The sequence below is a fragment of the Streptococcus sp. 11273D007BT genome (assembly GCF_053547195.1).
This window is the reverse complement of record NZ_JBPWPE010000001.1, coordinates 958,479-977,811: the sequence shown is the minus strand read 5'-3', so window position 1 is coordinate 977,811 and position 19,333 is coordinate 958,479. Positions and strand designations below refer to the sequence as shown.

At 36.6% G+C, this 19,333-nt stretch carries 19 protein-coding genes; 7 read left to right on the top strand and 12 right to left on the bottom strand.

What is annotated here, in order from left to right:
* The first annotated feature begins 213 nt into the window (after positions 1-213).
* Positions 214-903, top strand: coding sequence for a hypothetical protein (locus ACEE75_RS05030; RefSeq protein WP_447575154.1), 690 nt, complete (start codon positions 214-216; stop codon positions 901-903).
* Positions 904-971: 68 nt separating this feature from the next.
* Here the strand turns inward: ACEE75_RS05030 and pta are convergent, their stop codons facing one another.
* From pta to ACEE75_RS05010, 4 genes are all read right to left on the bottom strand, one after another.
* Entirely contained in the window at positions 972-1,970 is a 999-nt protein-coding gene (gene pta, locus ACEE75_RS05025) for a phosphate acetyltransferase (RefSeq protein ID WP_354367950.1), read from the bottom strand.
* 174 nt (positions 1,971-2,144) lie between these two features.
* Positions 2,145-3,038, bottom strand: a complete 894-nt coding sequence (locus ACEE75_RS05020; protein WP_354367922.1) for an RluA family pseudouridine synthase — start codon at positions 3,036-3,038, stop codon at positions 2,145-2,147.
* Entirely contained in the window at positions 3,028-3,867 is an 840-nt protein-coding gene (locus tag ACEE75_RS05015) for an NAD kinase (RefSeq protein ID WP_427894028.1), read from the bottom strand. Before ACEE75_RS05015 ends, ACEE75_RS05020 begins: the two co-directional genes overlap by 11 nt.
* Complete coding sequence (locus tag ACEE75_RS05010; protein WP_427894104.1) at positions 3,842-4,507, bottom strand: GTP pyrophosphokinase; 666 nt, start codon at positions 4,505-4,507, stop codon at positions 3,842-3,844. The genes ACEE75_RS05015 and ACEE75_RS05010 overlap by 26 nt, the downstream gene beginning before the upstream one ends.
* A gap of 98 nt (positions 4,508-4,605) precedes the next feature.
* Between ACEE75_RS05010 and ACEE75_RS05005 the strand changes: the two genes are divergently transcribed.
* The 5 genes from ACEE75_RS05005 (at position 4,606) to ACEE75_RS04985 (ending at position 8,100) form a co-directional block, all read left to right on the top strand.
* A complete protein-coding gene (locus ACEE75_RS05005; RefSeq protein WP_447575151.1) occupies positions 4,606-5,169 on the top strand; it encodes a CYTH domain-containing protein in 564 nt (187 codons plus the stop codon).
* A 91-nt stretch (positions 5,170-5,260) separates the two neighbouring features.
* Positions 5,261-6,220, top strand: a complete 960-nt coding sequence (locus tag ACEE75_RS05000; RefSeq protein WP_447575149.1) for a ribose-phosphate diphosphokinase — start codon at positions 5,261-5,263, stop codon at positions 6,218-6,220.
* 194 nt (positions 6,221-6,414) lie between these two features.
* The gene (locus ACEE75_RS04995) at positions 6,415-7,530 is read left to right on the top strand and encodes a cysteine desulfurase family protein (RefSeq protein WP_447575148.1); all 1,116 of its coding nucleotides are present in this window, start codon (positions 6,415-6,417) and stop codon (positions 7,528-7,530) included.
* A 2-nt stretch (positions 7,531-7,532) separates the two neighbouring features.
* Positions 7,533-7,880, top strand: coding sequence for a DUF1831 domain-containing protein (locus ACEE75_RS04990; protein WP_427894036.1), 348 nt, complete (start codon positions 7,533-7,535; stop codon positions 7,878-7,880).
* 1 nt (position 7,881) lies between these two features.
* Positions 7,882-8,100, top strand: a complete 219-nt coding sequence (locus ACEE75_RS04985; RefSeq protein ID WP_354367934.1) for a DUF4649 family protein — start codon at positions 7,882-7,884, stop codon at positions 8,098-8,100.
* 80 nt (positions 8,101-8,180) lie between these two features.
* Here ACEE75_RS04985 and ACEE75_RS04980 read toward each other — a convergent pair whose 3' ends face one another.
* The 4 genes from ACEE75_RS04980 to gyrA form a co-directional block, all read right to left on the bottom strand.
* Complete coding sequence (locus ACEE75_RS04980; protein ID WP_447575171.1) at positions 8,181-9,152, bottom strand: DUF1002 domain-containing protein; 972 nt, start codon at positions 9,150-9,152, stop codon at positions 8,181-8,183.
* 91 nt (positions 9,153-9,243) lie between these two features.
* A complete protein-coding gene (gene gloA2, locus ACEE75_RS04975; protein WP_447575145.1) occupies positions 9,244-9,645 on the bottom strand; it encodes an SMU1112c/YaeR family gloxylase I-like metalloprotein in 402 nt (133 codons plus the stop codon).
* Positions 9,646-9,694: 49 nt separating this feature from the next.
* Entirely contained in the window at positions 9,695-10,375 is a 681-nt protein-coding gene (locus ACEE75_RS04970) for a class A sortase (protein ID WP_447575169.1), read from the bottom strand.
* A gap of 67 nt (positions 10,376-10,442) precedes the next feature.
* Positions 10,443-12,890 (bottom strand): DNA gyrase subunit A, encoded by a 2,448-nt coding sequence (gyrA, locus tag ACEE75_RS04965; protein ID WP_447575144.1) that lies wholly within the window; start codon positions 12,888-12,890, stop codon positions 10,443-10,445.
* 194 nt (positions 12,891-13,084) lie between these two features.
* Here gyrA and ACEE75_RS04960 point away from each other — a divergent pair, with 194 nt between their 5' ends.
* Positions 13,085-14,068, top strand: a complete 984-nt coding sequence (locus ACEE75_RS04960) for an L-lactate dehydrogenase (RefSeq protein WP_354367944.1) — start codon at positions 13,085-13,087, stop codon at positions 14,066-14,068.
* Positions 14,069-14,239: 171 nt separating this feature from the next.
* Here ACEE75_RS04960 and nox read toward each other — a convergent pair whose 3' ends face one another.
* From nox to ACEE75_RS04940, 4 genes are all read right to left on the bottom strand, one after another.
* Complete coding sequence (gene nox / locus ACEE75_RS04955; RefSeq protein ID WP_447575142.1) at positions 14,240-15,610, bottom strand: H2O-forming NADH oxidase; 1,371 nt, start codon at positions 15,608-15,610, stop codon at positions 14,240-14,242.
* Positions 15,611-15,752: 142 nt separating this feature from the next.
* Entirely contained in the window at positions 15,753-16,709 is a 957-nt protein-coding gene (locus ACEE75_RS04950; protein ID WP_447575140.1) for an ABC transporter permease, read from the bottom strand.
* A gap of 2 nt (positions 16,710-16,711) precedes the next feature.
* Positions 16,712-17,779 carry an ABC transporter permease gene (locus ACEE75_RS04945; RefSeq protein ID WP_447575138.1) on the bottom strand — a complete coding sequence of 356 codons (1,068 nt, stop codon included), beginning with the start codon at positions 17,777-17,779 and terminating at the stop codon, positions 16,712-16,714.
* Positions 17,772-19,304: an ABC transporter ATP-binding protein gene (locus ACEE75_RS04940; RefSeq protein ID WP_354369892.1), complete on the bottom strand. Its 1,533-nt coding sequence runs from the start codon at positions 19,302-19,304 to the stop codon at positions 17,772-17,774. The genes ACEE75_RS04945 and ACEE75_RS04940 overlap by 8 nt, the downstream gene beginning before the upstream one ends.
* Positions 19,305-19,333 lie beyond the last annotated feature (29 nt).

Here is a 19,333-nt window from a genome sequence, read left to right as displayed (position 1 = left end):
AAAATATTGTCAAGTTTTTGTGAAAATTATATCAATTTTATTTTTTAATCATTGGACTAATTTTTCTTCAAATCTTACCCTACTGTTATCAAGGGGAGTTTCTTGGACAAAACTAAGCTTTAGAGTTAAAACTACTCAAATAAAATCAATTTTTCATAGAGACTACTAGACAGCTTTTTTGATTTTTCTTTCTAAAAAAGCTATCATTTCAGTATGAAAATTTTTATAGTTGAAAACCAATTACACGCTCTTCAAGCATTTATTGAAAAAAACTTTTCCTTTCTCTTTGATTTTACTACTGATCAACAATGCCATAATCAAGATTTTGACGGATATCTCATTCTAACGCATTCTAAAACTCCTTTAATAACAGAATTTCCAATTGATAAAACAATGGTCATCTGCTTGGGAGAGGGCAACGTACTCCCTTATCAATTTGTTCTTCATTTTAAAAAGTGGAAAATCGAGAAAGACGGCTTTCCACCTGGAGGGGATTATCACATTTTGTCACAAGGACTTATGCAATTTTTCCTCAGCTTAAATAAAAAAATAGAGCTTCCTTTTGATATTACCACCTTCTCTAAAGATGGAAAAGTAATAAAACAATCTGATACTAAAGCTGATAGCTACTCTTCTTTTTTTACAAAAGAGGACAGACTTTCACCTAAGTTACTAGCTTCTTTATCCAAAGGACAGCTTCATTTTTTTCATAGTCCTGGTTTTGATGACAAACAATATATTGTTGAAACCTATCATGTCACTGACACCTCAATTAGTCGTTTAAATTTAGACTTTATGCCCTATTTGGATTGGTATCTGACGGAAACATTTCAAAGTGTTGTTGGTAATTCAGATGCCACCTCAAGTGCCTCAATTAGTATCTTAGAAGACGATGAATTCTAACCGCTTCCAAAATAAACTAAATAAAAAGATGCTGTTCATTCTGAACCGCATCTTTTTATTCTTTTTACTTAATCATTTGTTTTTGAATCTAAAGCTTGAGCTGCCGTAATAATAGCCAACTTGTAAATATCCTCGTCATTTGATCCACGTGATAAATCATTAACAGGTTTATTTAGTCCTTGAAGAATCGGTCCAATTGCTTCAAACATTCCTAAACGCTCAGCGATTTTATAACCAATGTTCCCTGACTGCAAATCTGGGAAAATAAAAACATTAGCATAACCTGCAACCTTGCTTCCTGGCGCCTTAATTTTTGCAGCAGCAGGAACATAAGCAGCATCAAATTGCAATTCGCCATCAATTCGAAGATTAGGGTTCAACTCTTTAGCTAGACGGGTAGCTTCAACTACTTTATCAACATCTGGAGATTTCCCTGAGCCTTTGGAAGAGAAACTAAGCATCGCAACATTAGGGTCAATGTCAAATATTTTTGCCGTCTCAGCAGTGTTGACCGCAATTTCCGCCAACTCCTGAGCGCTAGGGTTGATATTAATCGCACAATCTCCAAATAATAATTTTTCACTCGTGCTCTCACGGTTCATGATAAAAATACCTGATGTCCGAGAAACCCCTGGCTTGGTTTTAATAATTTGTAAAGCTGGACGAACCGTATCAGCTGTTGAATGAATGGCACCAGAAACCATACCATCAGCTAGCCCCATCTGAACAAGCATGACTCCAAAATAATTAACATCTCGTAATGTTTTCTTCGCTTCTAATTCTGTTGTTTTTCCTTTACGAATTTCAAGGAAAACTTTTAGCATGTCATCCATCTGCTCATAGGTGGCTGGATCAATAATCGTAAACACATCACCATTAAATCCTACTGCTGCTAATTGTTGCTTGACTTGCTCTGTTCGCCCTAAAATAATGGGATCAGCTAAGCGCTCAATTTTTAATCGTCCAGCTGCTGTTAAAACACGTGGGTCAGTCCCTTCGGGAAAAACAAGTTTTATATTTTTTCCTGAAACTTTTTCTTTTAAGATGTCAAATAAAGACCGCATTATGAACCCTCTCTCTAAATAATATGCATTTACATGATAACGCTTTCAACAAAAAATGTCAAGTTCTAAAGTTCTGTAAACTCGCATTAAATTATATCATGTCTGTCACAAAAAAGCTTCTGAACCGTTTTAAATTTTACAAAAAATGAAATAGCCCAGCCTCAATAGGCTAGACTATTATATGTTAGGCTTAAGAGTTTGTCTTACACGTTCAAAATCATCAGGGAGAGGACTTTCTATCACCAACTCTTCACCTAAATAAGGATTTGTAAAAACTAAGCGATGGCAATGAAGTGCTTGTCTCTCAATACCATAATCAAGAGATCCCCCATATAAGTCATCACCTAACAAAGGAAAACCTATATGCGCAAAATGCACTCTGATTTGATGGGTTCTCCCCGTGTGTAAACGAATATCCACCAAATAGATATCGCCAAATTGCTCTACTATCTCATAACTAGTGTGAGCATATTTTCCTGATTGATGGACACGACGTGTAATAATACTATCTTCATCACGCGCAATAGGTGCTATAATCTCCCCTTTTTGCTCTAATTTCCCCTTACCATGCACTAGAGCATAGTAACGCTTTTCAATCGTTTTTCGTTGAAGTTGCTTGTCCAATCTCGCATGGGCATAACCATGTTTTGCAAATAACATCACACCACTTGTATCTCTGTCCAAACGTGTGACAATATGAACACGCTGATTTGGATATTGATTTTTCACATAATACCCCTTGATGAAATTTGCAATTGTGCTGGTATGATTCATACTAGGAATACTCGCATAACCATAAGGCTTGTTTAAAACCAAAAAATGATCATCCTCATAAAGAATATCTAAGTCAAACAAAACAGGTGTTAATGTTTCATGCGGTGTCTCATTGGGAATTTCAACTTCAACCTTGTCCCCAATTTCTAGCATATGGATTGCATTACGTTCAACACCATTAACCCAAATGCCTCCTCCTTTAAATTTGATTTTAGATAGGAGACCTTTTGAAATTTCGTGACTTTTTAAAAATACCTTGACTTTAGAAGGCCTATCTGCAATAAACTCAAATCTCATGTCCAATTTCTCCGATGAAAGCCTCACGAACCCGATTCCAAAAACTAGTATGTCTAGGCGTTGCAACAAATTTTATTTTTTTAGGATCAATTTGATAAGAAACCTTAGCGACATTTTTATGTGTGAAAGTCTTATTATCCACGGACATCGTATAACTTCCCAAACGTTTTGGGATAATTTCAATCTTATCTTTTTTAGGAACAATAAGAGATGAGCCAATCGTGCGATAGACGCGATTGTTTAGACTAGAAATCTCTGTCAATTGTAAAGCTTCTATCGTCGGATGTAAAATAGCTCCGCCTAAAGACTTATTATAGGCAGTACTACCTGTTGGAGTTGATACGGATAAACCATCTCCTCTAAAACACTCAAATTGAACATGATTGATGATAACATCAGCCACCATTGTTTTTTCAATACTCTTAATCGTTGCCTCATTAAGTGCTCTTGCCGTAAGGACTCGTCCATCAGCCAAAGTGGTACGGATGTTTAAAACGGGATAGGAAACACTCTCCCCTTTGTCAGCCCGCAATGTTTCAATCAGCTCATCTACTTCAAAATCACGATAATCTGTATAAAAGCCTAGATGTCCTGTATGAACACCCACAAAACGTACTTTATCTAAAATCGATTCATACATATGAAAAGCTGATAAAAGCATCCCATCGCCACCTATTGAAATCACAATATCAGGATTTTTTTTTGTCAAATAAAAAGCTGGATCATCTCTTAAGACCGAAAAGAGTTTTGAGGCTACCCTTTTACTTTGAAATTTTCCATTAGCAATAATGGCTACTTTTTTCTTACCTGTAATACTCATCTGTGTCATCACTATTTCCCACACCATCACTTAATTTTCTATTTTCTGGATCAAATAAAAGCTGCGCTTCTTGAATGTCTTCACGTATTTTTCGCATTTCCATATCAAGTTGATAAGCTATTTTTGAGGTAATCTCTAATCGTTCGCGAATATCCGCGGGAAACTCTCCCTTATACTTATAGTTGAGCGAATGTTCAATAGTAGCCCAAAAATTCATTGCCAAAGTGCGAATTTGAATTTCTGCCAAAACAGTTTTATAACCATTGATTGTTTCAACTGGATATTCAACAATAACATGATAAGAACGATAGCCACTTGATTTCATATTATTAATATAATCACGCTCTTGAACAACCTTCATATCTCTTCTGCGTCTAATAAGTTCCAAAACTTCATCCACATCATCAACAAATTGAACCATGACACGAAGACCAGCAATATCTTGCATATCTTGAGCAAGGTGATCTTCTTTAATTCCTCTTAGAACCATTTTTTCTAGGATACTTTCAACTGGTTTGACACGACCAGTGACAAATTCAATTGGTGAGTGCCGCTTTTGTTTACGAAATTGCTTGCGCATACCTCGAAGTTTAATTTTTAATTCTCCTACAGCCTGAATATATGGATCTAGGAATTCTTCCCAATTTATTGCCACTAAGCAAATACTCCCATCTTGTAAAAACTCTTAAAATTTTATAGAATTATTCTAAATCTATTATAGCATACTTTTAAAGGGAGAAAAGAATAATGAAGCAGCTTGAAATTGAATACAAAACCTTGCTCCATCCAATAGAATATCAGAACCTTCTCAAATTGTTTACGACTGAACCAGTTACTCAAACCAATTATTATTTTGATACTCCTAACTTTGACATGAAGAAAAATAAATTATCTCTTCGTATTAGGACTTTCAAAACCGAGGCAGAATTAACACTAAAAATTCCACAAAAAGTTGGAAATATCGAACATAATCTCCCTTTATCCTTGGAGGAAGCCCATCACATTATTACTTCCGAAACCTTCCCTATAAACGACATCACTAAGCTCATCCAAACCTATCCTATAACACTTAGTGACCTTGGTCTTCTTGGGCATTTGACGACTAAACGCTATGAAGAACAAACGCCAATCGGATTAATGGCTCTGGATAAAAACCACTACGCCGATCAGGTTGATTTTGAATTAGAGCTAGAAGTGAGTGATCCTGATAAAGGTAAGGAAGATTTTGAAAACTTTTTACAAGAACAACAGATTAAATTCAAATATGCTAAAAGTAAAGTTGCCCGTTTCTCTGCCACTTTGAACAGATAATATTGTCAACTTTCTTATTTTTACACTGAAATTTTTGAATTTTTTTGATAAAATAGTAGGGAATAAAGGAAAAAGGAGCCATATTGTCACAATGGTACAAAACATGAAACTCTTCTCGCTTACTTCAAATATCGAATTAGCAGAAAAAATTTCTCAAGCCTCTGGGATTCCATTGAGTAAATTGTCATCAAGACAATTTTCAGATGGAGAAATTATGATTAATATCGAAGAAAGTGTCCGTGGTTTTGATATTTATATTATTCAGTCCACTAGCTTTCCAGTAAATAATCATTTGATGGAACTATTGATTATGGTTGATGCTTGCAAGCGTGCATCCGCTAATTCTGTCAATGTCGTTATTCCTTACTTTGGCTATTCTAGACAGGATCGTATCGCTGCACCACGTGAACCACTGACAGCTAAATTAGTTGCCAATATGTTAGTCAAAGCTGGTGTTGATCGTGTATTGACACTTGACCTCCATGCTGTGCAGGTACAAGGATTCTTTAACATTCCTGTTGATAACCTCTTTACTATGCCGCTTTTTGCCAAACATTACACTAGTCTTGGTTTAACTGGTGAAGACGTCGTGGTCGTTAGCCCTAAAAACTCTGGTATTAAACGGGCTCGTAGCTTGGCTGAACACCTTAATGCCCCTATCGCTATTATTGACTATGCTCAAGATGATTCTAACCGTGAAGAAGGTTATATCATAGGCGAGGTTGAAGGGAAAAAGGCTATTCTTATTGATGACATTATCAACACAGGTAAAACCTTTGCTGAAGCAGCAAAAATTGTTGAACGAGAAGGGGCAACTGAAATCTATGCTGTTGCTAGTCATGGATTATTTGCTGGAGGAGCAGCTGATATTTTATCAACCGCACCAATCAAAGAAATTGTTGTGACCGACTCTGTTGCGACCAAAGAAAAAACTCCTCAAAACCTAACCTACCTTACAGCTGCTAACCTCATCGGAGAAGCACTGGTTCGTATTCATACCAATAAACCTATCAGCCCCTTATTTGCATACCATCAATCAGAAAACAAATAAACATTTTTCACAAAACAATTTGAAGCTGGGTATCTGTCCCAGCTTCCTATTTTATATCTATCGAACTCCCTATTGTCATCAATAGGCATCCTAACACTATTACCATCCCAGTAGTACTGTAAAGTTCAACAGACCCTCCATAACAGATATACTATCACTTCTATTTGAAGTTTTTAGAAAGGATTCTAATCTAAATGATATATCTAGATAACGCTGCTACCACCGCTCTTCTTCCAGAAGTCATCGAAAAAATGACCGAAGTTATGACTTCAACTTATGGTAATCCTTCTAGCATTCATACCCTTGGACGAAAAGCAAATCAAGTGTTAAGGGAACAAAGAGAAAACGTTGCTCAACTATTAGGGACCAAAGCTGATCGTATCATTTTTACCTCTGGTGGTACAGAGAGTAATAATACAGCATTAAAAGGATATGCTTTAGCAAATCAATCAAAAGGAAAGCATATCATTTCGACGAGCATTGAGCATCACTCCGTCTTACATACCTTGTCATTTCTCGAGAAAGAATGTGGTTTTGAGGTTACCTACCTCAAACCTGTAAATAAAACAATTTCTGTTCAACAAGTACAAGAGGCATTACGTGAGGATACCATCTTAGTTAGTATCATGTTTGCCAATAATGAAACCGGAAGCATTCATCCTATTCAAGAAATCGGACATCTACTCAAGCAACACCAAGCAGCATTTCATGTCGATGCTGTCCAGGTTGCTGGTAAACTTCCTCTTCTACCTGAACAACTAGGGATTGACTTTCTCTCAATCTCAGCACATAAATTTCATGGGCCAAAAGGTGTCGGTTTACTATATGCTGCTCCCCTTCAGTTCCACAATCTTCTACATGGAGGCGATCAGGAGCAAAAACGTCGAGCTAGCACTGAAAATCTTACTGGAATTGTAGGGATGGTGACGGCCTTACAATTAGCGCATGACCATATGACCGAACACTTTAATACTGTAGAACAACTTAGAGGTACTTTGCTCACCCAATTGGATCCTATTGACTACTATCTTAATGATAGTAAGAATAACTTACCACATGTCGTCAATATAGGATTTTCTGGATACCATAATAGTATCTTGCTCACCCAATTAGATCTTGCTGGTTTTTGTGTTTCGACGGGATCTGCTTGCACTGCAGGAACAGTTGAACCTAGCCATGTTTTAGAAGCTTTTTATGGTCAGGGAACTCCTCCCTTACAAGAATCTATTCGAATTAGTTTTTCACATCTTAACACTATAGATGAGATTACCTTGTTCGCTGAAAAAATCAAAGAAGTAATAGGAAAGTAATTATGGCATTTCATCAAACAATCGAACTCAAAGACTGTCCTTTCATTTACAAGGTTAGTCCTCAAATTAAAAAATTTACCTTACGTGATAATACGTTCTCAACCTCAACCGTTGGGAACTACGAATTGTCTCGCTTACTTGAAAAAGTCCCTAATTCAGGGGAAGGATTCTTGTTAAAAATTATCATTAACAAAGATTTGACTGGCGCTAAAATAAATATTACCGATAAATCAGGACTGCGCTTAGTGAATATCTTTAAATCAGATGAACATAAAATTTTACAAGATAAATTTTACTTTTTAATGGATAGCTTAGTTGAGCGCCATATTTTTGAGAAGGAAATCCGATGAGATGATTGAAATTTTTTATACTAACGGACAGCAAGAATTTCAAGTTCAATATGACAATTATAACGAATTTGAACGCGCTCAATTTTCTTGTCTCACTCCAATTGCTGATCATTATAAAGTTACAAAAGTACTCTATAATGATCACTTATTAGACTATCATGATGTCATGGGAAATCTATACTTTTTCCTATCAAAGCTAGATCATAGTCAATATCAGTAATCTTTTTTTGAAAAAGGGCAAATAAAAAGGATTTAACAGTCTAACTGCTAAGTCCTTTTTATCATCTCTCAGATTATTTTCTAAGTAAATAAGTTGGTAAAGAAATTCACAATAGCTTGCCAAATGTTAGATAAAAAACCTTTTACAGACTCCAATGCTTGATCTGTACTAAAATTAAGGTTGATTCCCTCAAAGGTTGATTTGGCTTGTGAGATGATACTATCTTTTAGTGAGGATACAGATTTTTTAAAACCATCGGTATTAATAATATCACTTTTTGATAAGTTGACCGCAAAATTCACAATTAGCGTGATTTGTTGGCTAGTCATACTTTCTGTTAACCCGTAACGAGATAAGGTATCCTCGACAATTTTTCTGACTTGTTCTTCAGTGAGTTGTTGATTAGAAGATTCTGCTAAAGCAGATTTAATATCAGTTAATGCAACATTTAATTTATCAGTATCATACCCTTCTTTTCCTTGGTTTTCCTCATTGATTGTCGAGAGAAGGCTGAGTTCCTCTGATGCTAAATTTTTGTTCTCAGAACTAACCGTCACACCATTTTCTTCAAGCGAATAATAAATACCTGCAAGTGCACTTTCTCCTGTTACCGCAATAGGGGAGGCAACGGATATCTTTGCGTGTTCAATTCCTAAGGTAATAGCTGCATTTCGATACATATCTTCTGTCACCTTTGTGATGTTTTCTGGGGTAATAATTTCCACTTCTAAAGCTTTTGTAGAACCCAACTTTTGAATCTTAACAGAAGAATAAAGCTGTAAACTTGAGCCATCTACATCCATTATTTGACTATAAGCATCTGTCGTTAATAGCTTAACCTGAGTATCCTGACTGCTATCATATCCTAAAAGAGATAGGGTTTCTGCCTGTTGCTCTTCTGATAGAGAATATCCCAACACATAGTCAGGTTGAACATATGCTTCATCTATGACCGTTTGTACCTGACTACTTTCAGCTGCTAAAACGGACGTAAATGAAGTGAAAGCCAACACAGCTGTTGATAATGCATAAACGATTTTTTTAAAATTCATCATTTTTCCTTTCTATCTATAAAACAGCTCTTTTCAAAAACCTCTTGTCTTTATTATATCATGCCAAATTGATAAACAGTTACTTAAAACTTCACTCATGCAATTCCAGTGGTAAGCCATCGGGATCAAAAAAGAAGGTCATTTTTTTATTTGTGAATTGGTCATAACGAATAGGCTCGACCTCTATGCCTTTGGATTTTAATTCTTTAACAGCTTCTTCAATGGATTCTACATAAAAAGCTAAGTGCCTCAATCCACAAGCCTCGGGATAATTAGGACGACTAGGCGGTGCTACATAATCTGGTGATGATACTTTATTACCAAAAATTTCTAGTTCAATCTCCCCACACTTTAAATCTAATTTATAATCATGTCGATCTGGTCTATGGTTTTCTCTAATAATTTCAAATCCTAGTTGATGGACATAAAAATTTTTTGATCGTTCATAATCTGATACAATCAATGCCACATGATGGACTTTTTCTAATTTCATAATATTCCTCCACAATACTCTATAATAAAAAAGCCTAAAGGCTTTTTTATTATAGAGTCATCTGATTATAACTTTGTTCAAAAGCTTCAATAATGTCTGAGGAAGCTTTTGAAAACTCAACAGAGCCTTCATAAGTACCATGAACAATGGTACGTTGGGTTGCTTCTGCATCTGTACATGTTACCAATGTAATTTCAGATTTACCTGGTGTATCATCAACTACTTCAACATGATCAGGTGAAACAACTTTGATTTCTGTAATGACATAGGTATATACTTTATCCTTGTCAGTCACATAAATCTTCATTCCTTCTTTGGCATAATCCAAAGGTGAAAATAACATTTCCGAAGAGCCTGTCATCCCAAATACATGGTGACTAGCTAAAGCATAGTTATTTTCTCCTCCCATTACCTGATTTTCTTTCATCGTCCCTGCCCCATAGGTAAGAGCAGTGTTATCCAATCCTTTAAAAATTGGAAGATTGATTTTTAGTTCTGGGATAGCAATGCCTCCGATAACTGGTAAACTTTGTTGTTCCATCTGAGCAGCAAGAACAGATTCTGAACTAATTGATTCAACTTGGGAAAAATCAAAAGTAGTATCGGCACTTTTATTTTCCTCAATGGTTTCTTTACTGACATTTGAAACTTGATATTTATTTGAATTCATCGCAATCAATGAATTTCGAATAGGTTTATTAAATACTAAAGCTAAACCTATTAGTACCATAATAACTAATAATATACTTGTAAAAATGCTACTTTTACGGCGTTTTCTTTTTTCCACCATTAATAAACTACTCCTTGTCCTGTACTAAATCGTCATCAGATTTTACCAATGCCAGAGTTATAATTTTGGCATTGGTATCTAAACGCATCAGCTTCACACCAAGTGTAGCTCGTCCTGTTTGAGATATATCCGATACACTTGTTCTAATGATAACACCTGTATCTGTCATCAACATAATATCTTCATCACCTGAAACAGTAGCAAGCCCAGATAGGTATCCATTCTTTTCTGTGATGTTAGCTGTCTTCATGCCTTTTCCGCCTCTACCTTTTGTTGGATATTCTGATGCTAGAGTGCGCTTTCCATATCCTTTTTCGGTAATCACAAGCACTTCTTGTTGATCACAGATTGTGGCAGCGCCAATCACATGATCGCTTTCTCTTAGGTTTATCCCTTTCACACCAGCAGCACTTCTTCCCATTTGGCGAATAACATCTTCTCTGAAACGTACAGAGTAACCTGCGCGTGTCCCCATAATGATATCTTCATCACCAGTTGTTAAAAGAACGTTAATCAATTCATCCTGCTCACGTAAAGTGATAGCTTTTAAACCATTTTGACGAATATTAGCAAATTCAGAAGCTCTCGTTCGTTTGACTAAACCATTTCTTGTCGTGAAGAATAAACATTTTTGATCAAGATCTTCTGCTTTTAAGTTAATGATAGTCTGAATAGTTTCCCCTTCGTCTAATTTTAACAAATTCACAATAGGCAAACCTTTTGCTGTCCTACCATACTCAGGGATTTCATAACCTTTTAGACGATAAACTCTTCCTCGATTAGTAAAGAAGAACATGGCATCATGTGTACTTGTTGAAACTAGATCTTTAACAAAATCATCATCATTTACACCTGTCCCTTGAACCCCTCGTCCACCTCGTTTTTGAGTACGGAATTCATCTTGACTTAAACGTTTAATATAACCTTTATTAGACAAAGTAATCAAAACGTCTTCTTGTTCAATCAAGTCCTCATCTTCTAATGTCAGAACCTCTCCAACCATTAACTCCGTTCGACGATGATCTGCAAATTTTCGTTTCACTTCATCTAACTCTTCTCTGATGATACGCACTACTCGTTCTGGATTTGCTAAAATATCTTTTAAATCAGCAATTAAAGCCAGTAAGGCATCATATTCAGACTGAATCTTATCTCGTTCCAATCCTGTCAATCGGCGTAGTCGCATATCTAAAATGGCTTGGCTCTGACGCTCTGATAATTGGAATCGACTCATTAACTCTGATTGTGCCAAACTATCAGTCTCAGAGTTACGGATAATACGAATCACTTCATCGATGTGGTCTAAGGCAATCAATAAACCTTCTAAAATATGAGCCCTTGATTCCGCTTTATCTTTGTCAAATTGAGTCCGACGAACAATAACTTCCTTTTGATGCACAATATAATTATCAAGAATTTGTCGTAGTGACAAAATCTTAGGAACTCCGTTTTCAATCGCCAACATATTAAAGCTAAAGTTTGTTTGTAAGCTTGTCAACTTAAATAAATTATTCAAAATAACATTAGCCGAGGCATCCCGCTTGACTTCAATCACAAAGCGTACACCTTCACGACTAGACTCATCACGGACAGCCGTAATCCCTTCAACCCGTTTTTCTTGGGCTAACTTAACAATATGCTCATGAACCTTAGTCTTATTAACCATATAAGGAAATTCACTAACAATAATCCGTTCACGGCCTGATTTTGTCGTTTCTATCTCCGTTTTAGATCTAAGGGTAATAGATCCTTTTCCTGTTTCATAAGCTCTATGAATGCCTGATTTCCCCATGACTAGGGCACCTGTTGGGAAGTCAGGACCAGGAAGAACCTCCATCAAATCACGAGTTGTCACTTCTGGATTTTCCAGAACCAGTTTAACAGCATCAATGGTCTCTCCTAGGTTGTGAGGGGGAATGTTAGTTGCCATACCAACAGCAATACCAGTTGCACCATTAACTAATAAGTTTGGAAAACGAGCTGGTAAGACAAGAGGCTCACGTTCACTACCATCATAATTATCTTGGAAATCTACGGTATCTTTATTAATATCGCGCAACATCTCCATTGCAATCTTACTCATGCGAGCTTCGGTATAACGTTGGGCAGCGGCTCCATCACCGTCCATGGAGCCAAAGTTACCATGACCATCCACGAGCATATGGCGATAAGACCACCATTGCGCCATCCTTACCATAGCTTCATAAATAGAGGAGTCACCATGTGGGTGATATTTCCCCATGACATCACCAGTAATACGAGCAGATTTTTTATGAGGCTTATCTGGTGTGACACCTAGCTCATTCATACCATATAAAATACGTCGATGAACTGGCTTTAATCCATCTCTAACATCCGGCAAAGCACGAGAAACAATAACACTCATGGCATAATCAATAAAAGAGGTTTTCATCTCATTTGTCAGATTTACATTCACTAAATTTTTATCTTGCATTATCATGCCTCTTTCTTTAGAACAAAGTCACTACTATTATACCACATTTCCTGTATTATTACAGGTCTATAGCATAAACTGAAAAGACTTTTCAATTTGTTTGCAATTTCTCCGTGACAAAATCTATAAAAAGTGCTAGAATATAGTCGTATGGGTGAAAACCCTAACTAAATTTTAAGGAGATGTTTAGACACATGACTGCAACTAAACAACACAAAAAAGTTATTCTTGTCGGTGATGGTGCCGTAGGTTCTTCATACGCATTTTCATTGGTAAACCAAGGAATTGCACAAGAACTTGGTATCATTGATATCTTTAAAGAAAAAACTCAAGGTGACGCAGAAGATTTAAGCCACGCTCTTGCTTTCACTTCACCTAAAAAAATCTATTCAGCTGAATACTCAGACTGTCACGATGCTGACCTTGTTGTTTTAACAGCTGGTGCTCCACAAAAACCAGGTGAAACTCGTCTTGACCTTGTTGAGAAAAACCTTCGTATCAACAAAGACGTTGTAACACAAATCGTCGATTCAGGTTTCAACGGTATCTTCCTTGTTGCCGCTAACCCAGTTGACGTCTTGACTTATTCAACATGGAAATTCTCAGGTTTCCCTAAAGAACGCGTTATTGGTTCAGGTACTTCACTTGATTCAGCACGTTTCCGTCAAGCACTTGCTGAAAAAATCGGAATCGATGCACGTTCTGTTCACGCTTATATCATGGGTGAACATGGAGATTCAGAATTTGCCGTTTGGTCACATGCTAACGTAGCTGGTGTAAAACTTGAACAATGGTTGCAAGATAATCGTGATATCGATGAGCAAGGTCTTGTGGATCTATTCATCTCTGTTCGTGATGCTGCTTACTCAATCATCAACAAAAAAGGAGCAACTTATTATGGTATCGCTGTAGCACTTGCGCGTATCACTAAAGCTATCCTTGATGACGAATCAGCAGTATTGCCACTTTCAGTATATCAAGAAGGCCAATATGAAGGTGTTGAGGATGTCTTCATCGGACAACCAGCTATCATTGGTGCACATGGTATCGTTCGTCCAGTTAATATCCCATTGAACGAAAAAGAATTGCAACAAATGCAAGCTTCTGCTAAACAACTCAAAGATATCATCGATGAGGCTTTCTCTAAAGAAGAATTTGCATCTGCTGCTAAAAACTAATTCATTCCAAAAGCTCGACTTAGTCGGGCTTTTTTTATTTTCTTTTTAGATCTAACATCTCCAAAGAGTCTTTAGAATTCACTAACAATATTTATTTTGAGCACTAAAAAAGAGAAAATGATAAACATTTTCTCTTTTTTTGTAATGACGATATTATAGTCCTAGGTTGACCTATTCCTTAGCTGAAAGTGCAGCCATCGTAATATAATTATATGGTTTATTAAAGTGTGGCAAGAAAAGAATATCAAGAAGAGCCAGACGCTCAATTGTGACTTGTTCCTGAATAGCCAAAGAGAACATATGCATTCCCATTGACACATCTTCTTTTGAAGTCATCTGTGCTCCTAAGACAACACGTGTATCCTTATCGTAAACAATACGGATCTTAACTTCATGATTATCATGTTCCATGAATTCTGGTTTTTGAAGGTCAGAAAAATCTGTTGCAACAGCATTATAACCAAAGCGTTTAGCTTTTTCTAGCGTCAAACCTGTTGAAACCATCTTAAGATCATAAATAGAAATACCATTTGAACCTTGAACACCAGCTGTCTCTACTTCTACACCACAAGCATTGTGAGCTGCAACAATAGCGGTACGAACAGCATTAGAAGCTAGTGCAATGTAGTTGGTATCTTGAAGGGCATTGTCATAAACAGTCGCACAGTCACCAATTGCATAAACATCAGGAAGATTTGTCTGACCTTTTTTATTAACCAAGAAAGCACCATTACGGAATAGATCAATCTTACCTGCACCAAGATCAGTATTAGGGCGGAAGCCTACAGCTAAAATAACCATATCCACATCAAAAGTTTCCTTATCTGTCACAAGGCGCTCCACTTTTCCATCACCTTCAACAGCTTGTACCGTTTGACCAAAGGCTAACTTAATACCGTGTTCCTCAAGATTTTTATTCATTAAATCTGTAAATTCAGGATCATAGTAGCCACCCAGAGATGTTTCCGCAATATCAACCAAAGTAACTTCTTTGTCTAAACGTTCAAAGGCTTCTGCTAATTCCACACCGATATAACCTGCACCAACTACTGCAACACGTTTGATATCTGGGTTATTCAATTTTTCAATAACTTCTGCTGAGTTTTGATAGAGTTTCACAAATTGTAAATTTTCAAGTTTTGCTTTAAATTCGCGTGTTCCCTCTTGCAATTCAGCACCTTTGATTGGTGGAATAATAGGTGCTGATCCTGTAGCTAAAATTAACTTGTCATAAGATTCAACATGTTTTTCACCATTTACAATTGCAGTAACTTCTTTCTTATCATAGTCAATAGATTCAACTGGTGACTCCATATAAACTTTAGCACCTGCAGCCTCTAATGTCTCCTTATTGGAATAGAATAAACCTTCTGGTCCTGAAATTTGTTTTCCAATCCAAAGCGCCATCCCACAACCTAAAAATGAGATGTTTGAATTTTGGTCAAAAACGACTACTTCATTTTCTGCTCCATAATTATTTAAGATTGTATTGATAGCAGATGTACCTGCATGGTTCGCACCAACTACAACAATTTTAGACATACTAATTCCAACTTTCATTATTTATTACTCTAATATTATACCACATAGATAAAACGCTTACAAGATTTAAGCTCAGCATTTTCAGTATTTTCATTTTGATGATAAAAAAACTCACTGCCAAAAAGTAACAGTGAGTAAAAAATTATTTTGATTTAATATAATTGACACCATTTGCTTTCGGACCTACAGCTTGACCGAAGAAGGCAGCAAGTACAATAATCGTTAATAAATAAGGCGCAATTTGCAAATAGTATGTTGGAATATTTGATAACAATGGCAATTGACTTCCGATAACAGCCAAACTTTGAGAAAGCCCAAAGAATAAACTAGATAGCATTGCTCCGATAGGATTCCATTTCCCAAAAATCATGGCTGCTAAAGCGATGAATCCTGGCCCTAAGATTGTCGTAACAGCAAAGTTAACGGAAATAGATTGAGCGTAAACTGCACCGCCGACTCCTCCTAAGAATCCTGAAATCATAATCCCAAAATACTTCATTTTATAAACATTAATCCCTAAAGTATCCGCTGCTTGAGGATGCTCTCCCACCGAACGAAGACGCAAACCAAATCTGGTATTATTTAATAGATAAGCCGCTAAAAAGGCAAATGCAATGGCAATATAAGCCATCAAGCTAGTATTTTTAAAAAATATATCTCCAATTACTGGTATATTTGATAAAATAGGGAAATCAAATTTTTTGAAAGCCTCTTGTATATTATCTGTTTGTCCCTTACCATAGATAACCTTAACAAGGAAAACAGATAGTGCTGGAGCCATCAAGTTCAAGACAGTACCACTAACAATGTGATCAGCACGAAAATTAATGGTAGCAACAGCGTGTATCAAAGAAAATAGAAGACCAACAACACCACCAACTAACACTGCAAGCCAAGGAGTTAGTGAGCCTAATTGATCAGCAAATTCTAGGTTAAAGACAACACCTGAGAATGCTCCCATAACCATAATACCTTCTAGCCCCACATTTACCATACCAGAACGTTCTGAGAAAGTACCACCGATACTTGTAAAAATTAAAGGTGTCGCATAAATCAACATAGATGATACTAGAAGAGATAATATCGTCACAATATTCATTCTTATTTACCACCTTTCATTTCTTTTTTGGACTTTGGTTTTATGTAACGTTCGATTAAATAATGTGCACCTACAAAGAAAATGATGGAAGCTGTCACAACTTTGACAAGCTCAGGTGGGATGCCAGCGATATTCATACCTGGAGCACCTACGCTAAGAGTACCAAATAAGAAGGCTGAAAAAATAATTCCTATAGGTGAATTAGCTGCTAACAGACTAACTGCCATACCATCAAAACCAATTGTTAAAGAACTGGTTTGAACAAAGACATTTTCAAATGTTCCTAACCCTTCAACAACACCCCCAAGACCAGCTAGGGCACCTGAAATAATCATAGATAAAATAATCGTACGCTTAGATGACATTCCTGCATATTCACTTGCATGAGGATTCAAACCAACTGATCTAATTTCAAAACCAAGTGTTGTTTTATTAAGCAAATACCAGATAAAAACAACTGCAATCAAAGCAAAGAATATCCCAATGTTCATTCTAGAATGGTTGGTTATAGCACTAAGCCATTCTGCCTGGTAAGTTGCATTATCAGAAACCTGAATACTAGAATCTACTGAGCGCATAATTTCTTTTGAAAATCCATTCTGAATGACTGCATTACCTAAATAAAGAATAATATAGTTCATCATAATGGTAACAATAACTTCACTTGTCCCTAAATAAGCTCGTAAAATTCCAGGAATGGCTCCTGCAACACCACCAGCTATAGCAGCAATTAAAACTGTACACAATATCATAAATGGACGTGGCAAATCGGGGTTAGCCAAAGCAAACCATCCTGCAGCAATCCAACCTGCATATGCCTGACCAGATAAACCAATATTGAAGAAACCTGCTCGACTGGCTACTGTAAAACCTAAGGCGATTAGGATTAAAGGCGCCATAGCACGAAAAATTTCACCAATATTTTTTACATTTCCAAAAGCGGTTTGAAACAATCCTTCATATCCCCATATCGAATCATAACCAAAGATTAACATCACGACCGCACCTAAGATAATCCCTAATAGGACAGAAATCAATGGAACAGCAATTTGCTGAGTTCGTTTAGACATTAGTAGCCTCCTTTTCTAAAACGCCACCAGCCATCAAGATACCTAGTTCTTGTTTGTTAGTCTGATCAGGTAAAACCACACCTTGAATCTTACCATCATGAATAACTGCAATACGATCAGATAAATTTAAAATTTCATCAAGTTCAAAACTAACAACTAGGACTGCCTTGCCTCGATCTCTCTCTTCTATTAAGCGTTTATGGATATATTCAATCGCACCAACGTCTAAACCTCGAGTTGGCTGGCTAACGATCAATAGGTCTGGATCTCTATCAATTTCACGTGCAATAATCGCTTTTTGCTGATTTCCTCCGGAAAAACCTTTAGCAGGAACTAGCTCATTAGCACCACGAACATCAAACTCTTCCATTAATTTTCTAGCATACTCATTAATCTTTGGATAGTTCAAAATTCCTTTTTGGCTAAGAGGCTCTTTATAATAGGTTTGTAAGGCAATATTTTCTGCTAACGTCATCGGTAAAACCAAGCCGTCACGATGGCGATCTTCTGGAACATGACCTACACTCAATTCTGTAATTTGACGAGAAGAATACTTTGTAACTTCTTGTCCTTTGATAACAATTGACCCGCTTTTTACTTTTCGTAATCCTGTAATCGCTTGAATCAACTCACTTTGACCATTTCCATCAATACCTGCGATACCAACAATCTCCCCTGCACGAACTTCCAATGACAGATCCTTAACAGCAGGTATCCCTCGGTTTTCATTAACGACTAAATCTTTAATAGATAAAATAACATCCTGTGGATTTGATGGTTTTTTCTCTGTTTTAAAGGACACTGAACGCCCAACCATCATTTCTGCCAGATCTTCAGACGTTGCTCCAGCTACGCTAACCGTTTCAATCGATTTACCTCTACGGATTACTGTCACACGATCAGCTACTGCTCGAATTTCATCTAATTTATGGGTAATCAATATAATTGATTTACCTTCTTTAATCAAATTCTTTAAGATCCCCATCAATTCTTGAATTTCTGAAGGGGTTAGGACAGCTGTTGGTTCATCAAATATTAAAATATCTGCCCCACGGTAAAGTGTTTTTAAAATCTCAACACGTTGTTGGGCACCAACTGAAATATCTGCAACCTTTGCTGAAGGGTCTACTGCTAAACCATATTTTTCAGACAAATCGCTAATTTCTTGACTGGCTTTCTTTAAATCTAACAAGCCATTTTTTACTGTCTCATTACCTAAAATGATGTTCTCCGCTACTGTAAAAGCTTCTACCAACATAAAATGTTGGTGAACCATCCCAATACCTAGCTGAGATGATTTTGAAGGTGAATCAATTGTCACGACTTGCCCGTCAATAGCAATCTCACCACTAGTAGGCTGTAGGAGGCCTGCTAGCATATTCATCAAAGTTGACTTTCCTGCACCATTCTCACCAAGTAAGGCATGAATTTCACCTTTTCTGAGGTTAAGATTGATGTGGTCATTCGCCACAAAATCACCAAATTTTTTGGTAATCTCTCTCATTTCAATGACATTTTGTGTCATAATGGGTCTTCCTTTCAGAAAATCTTTTT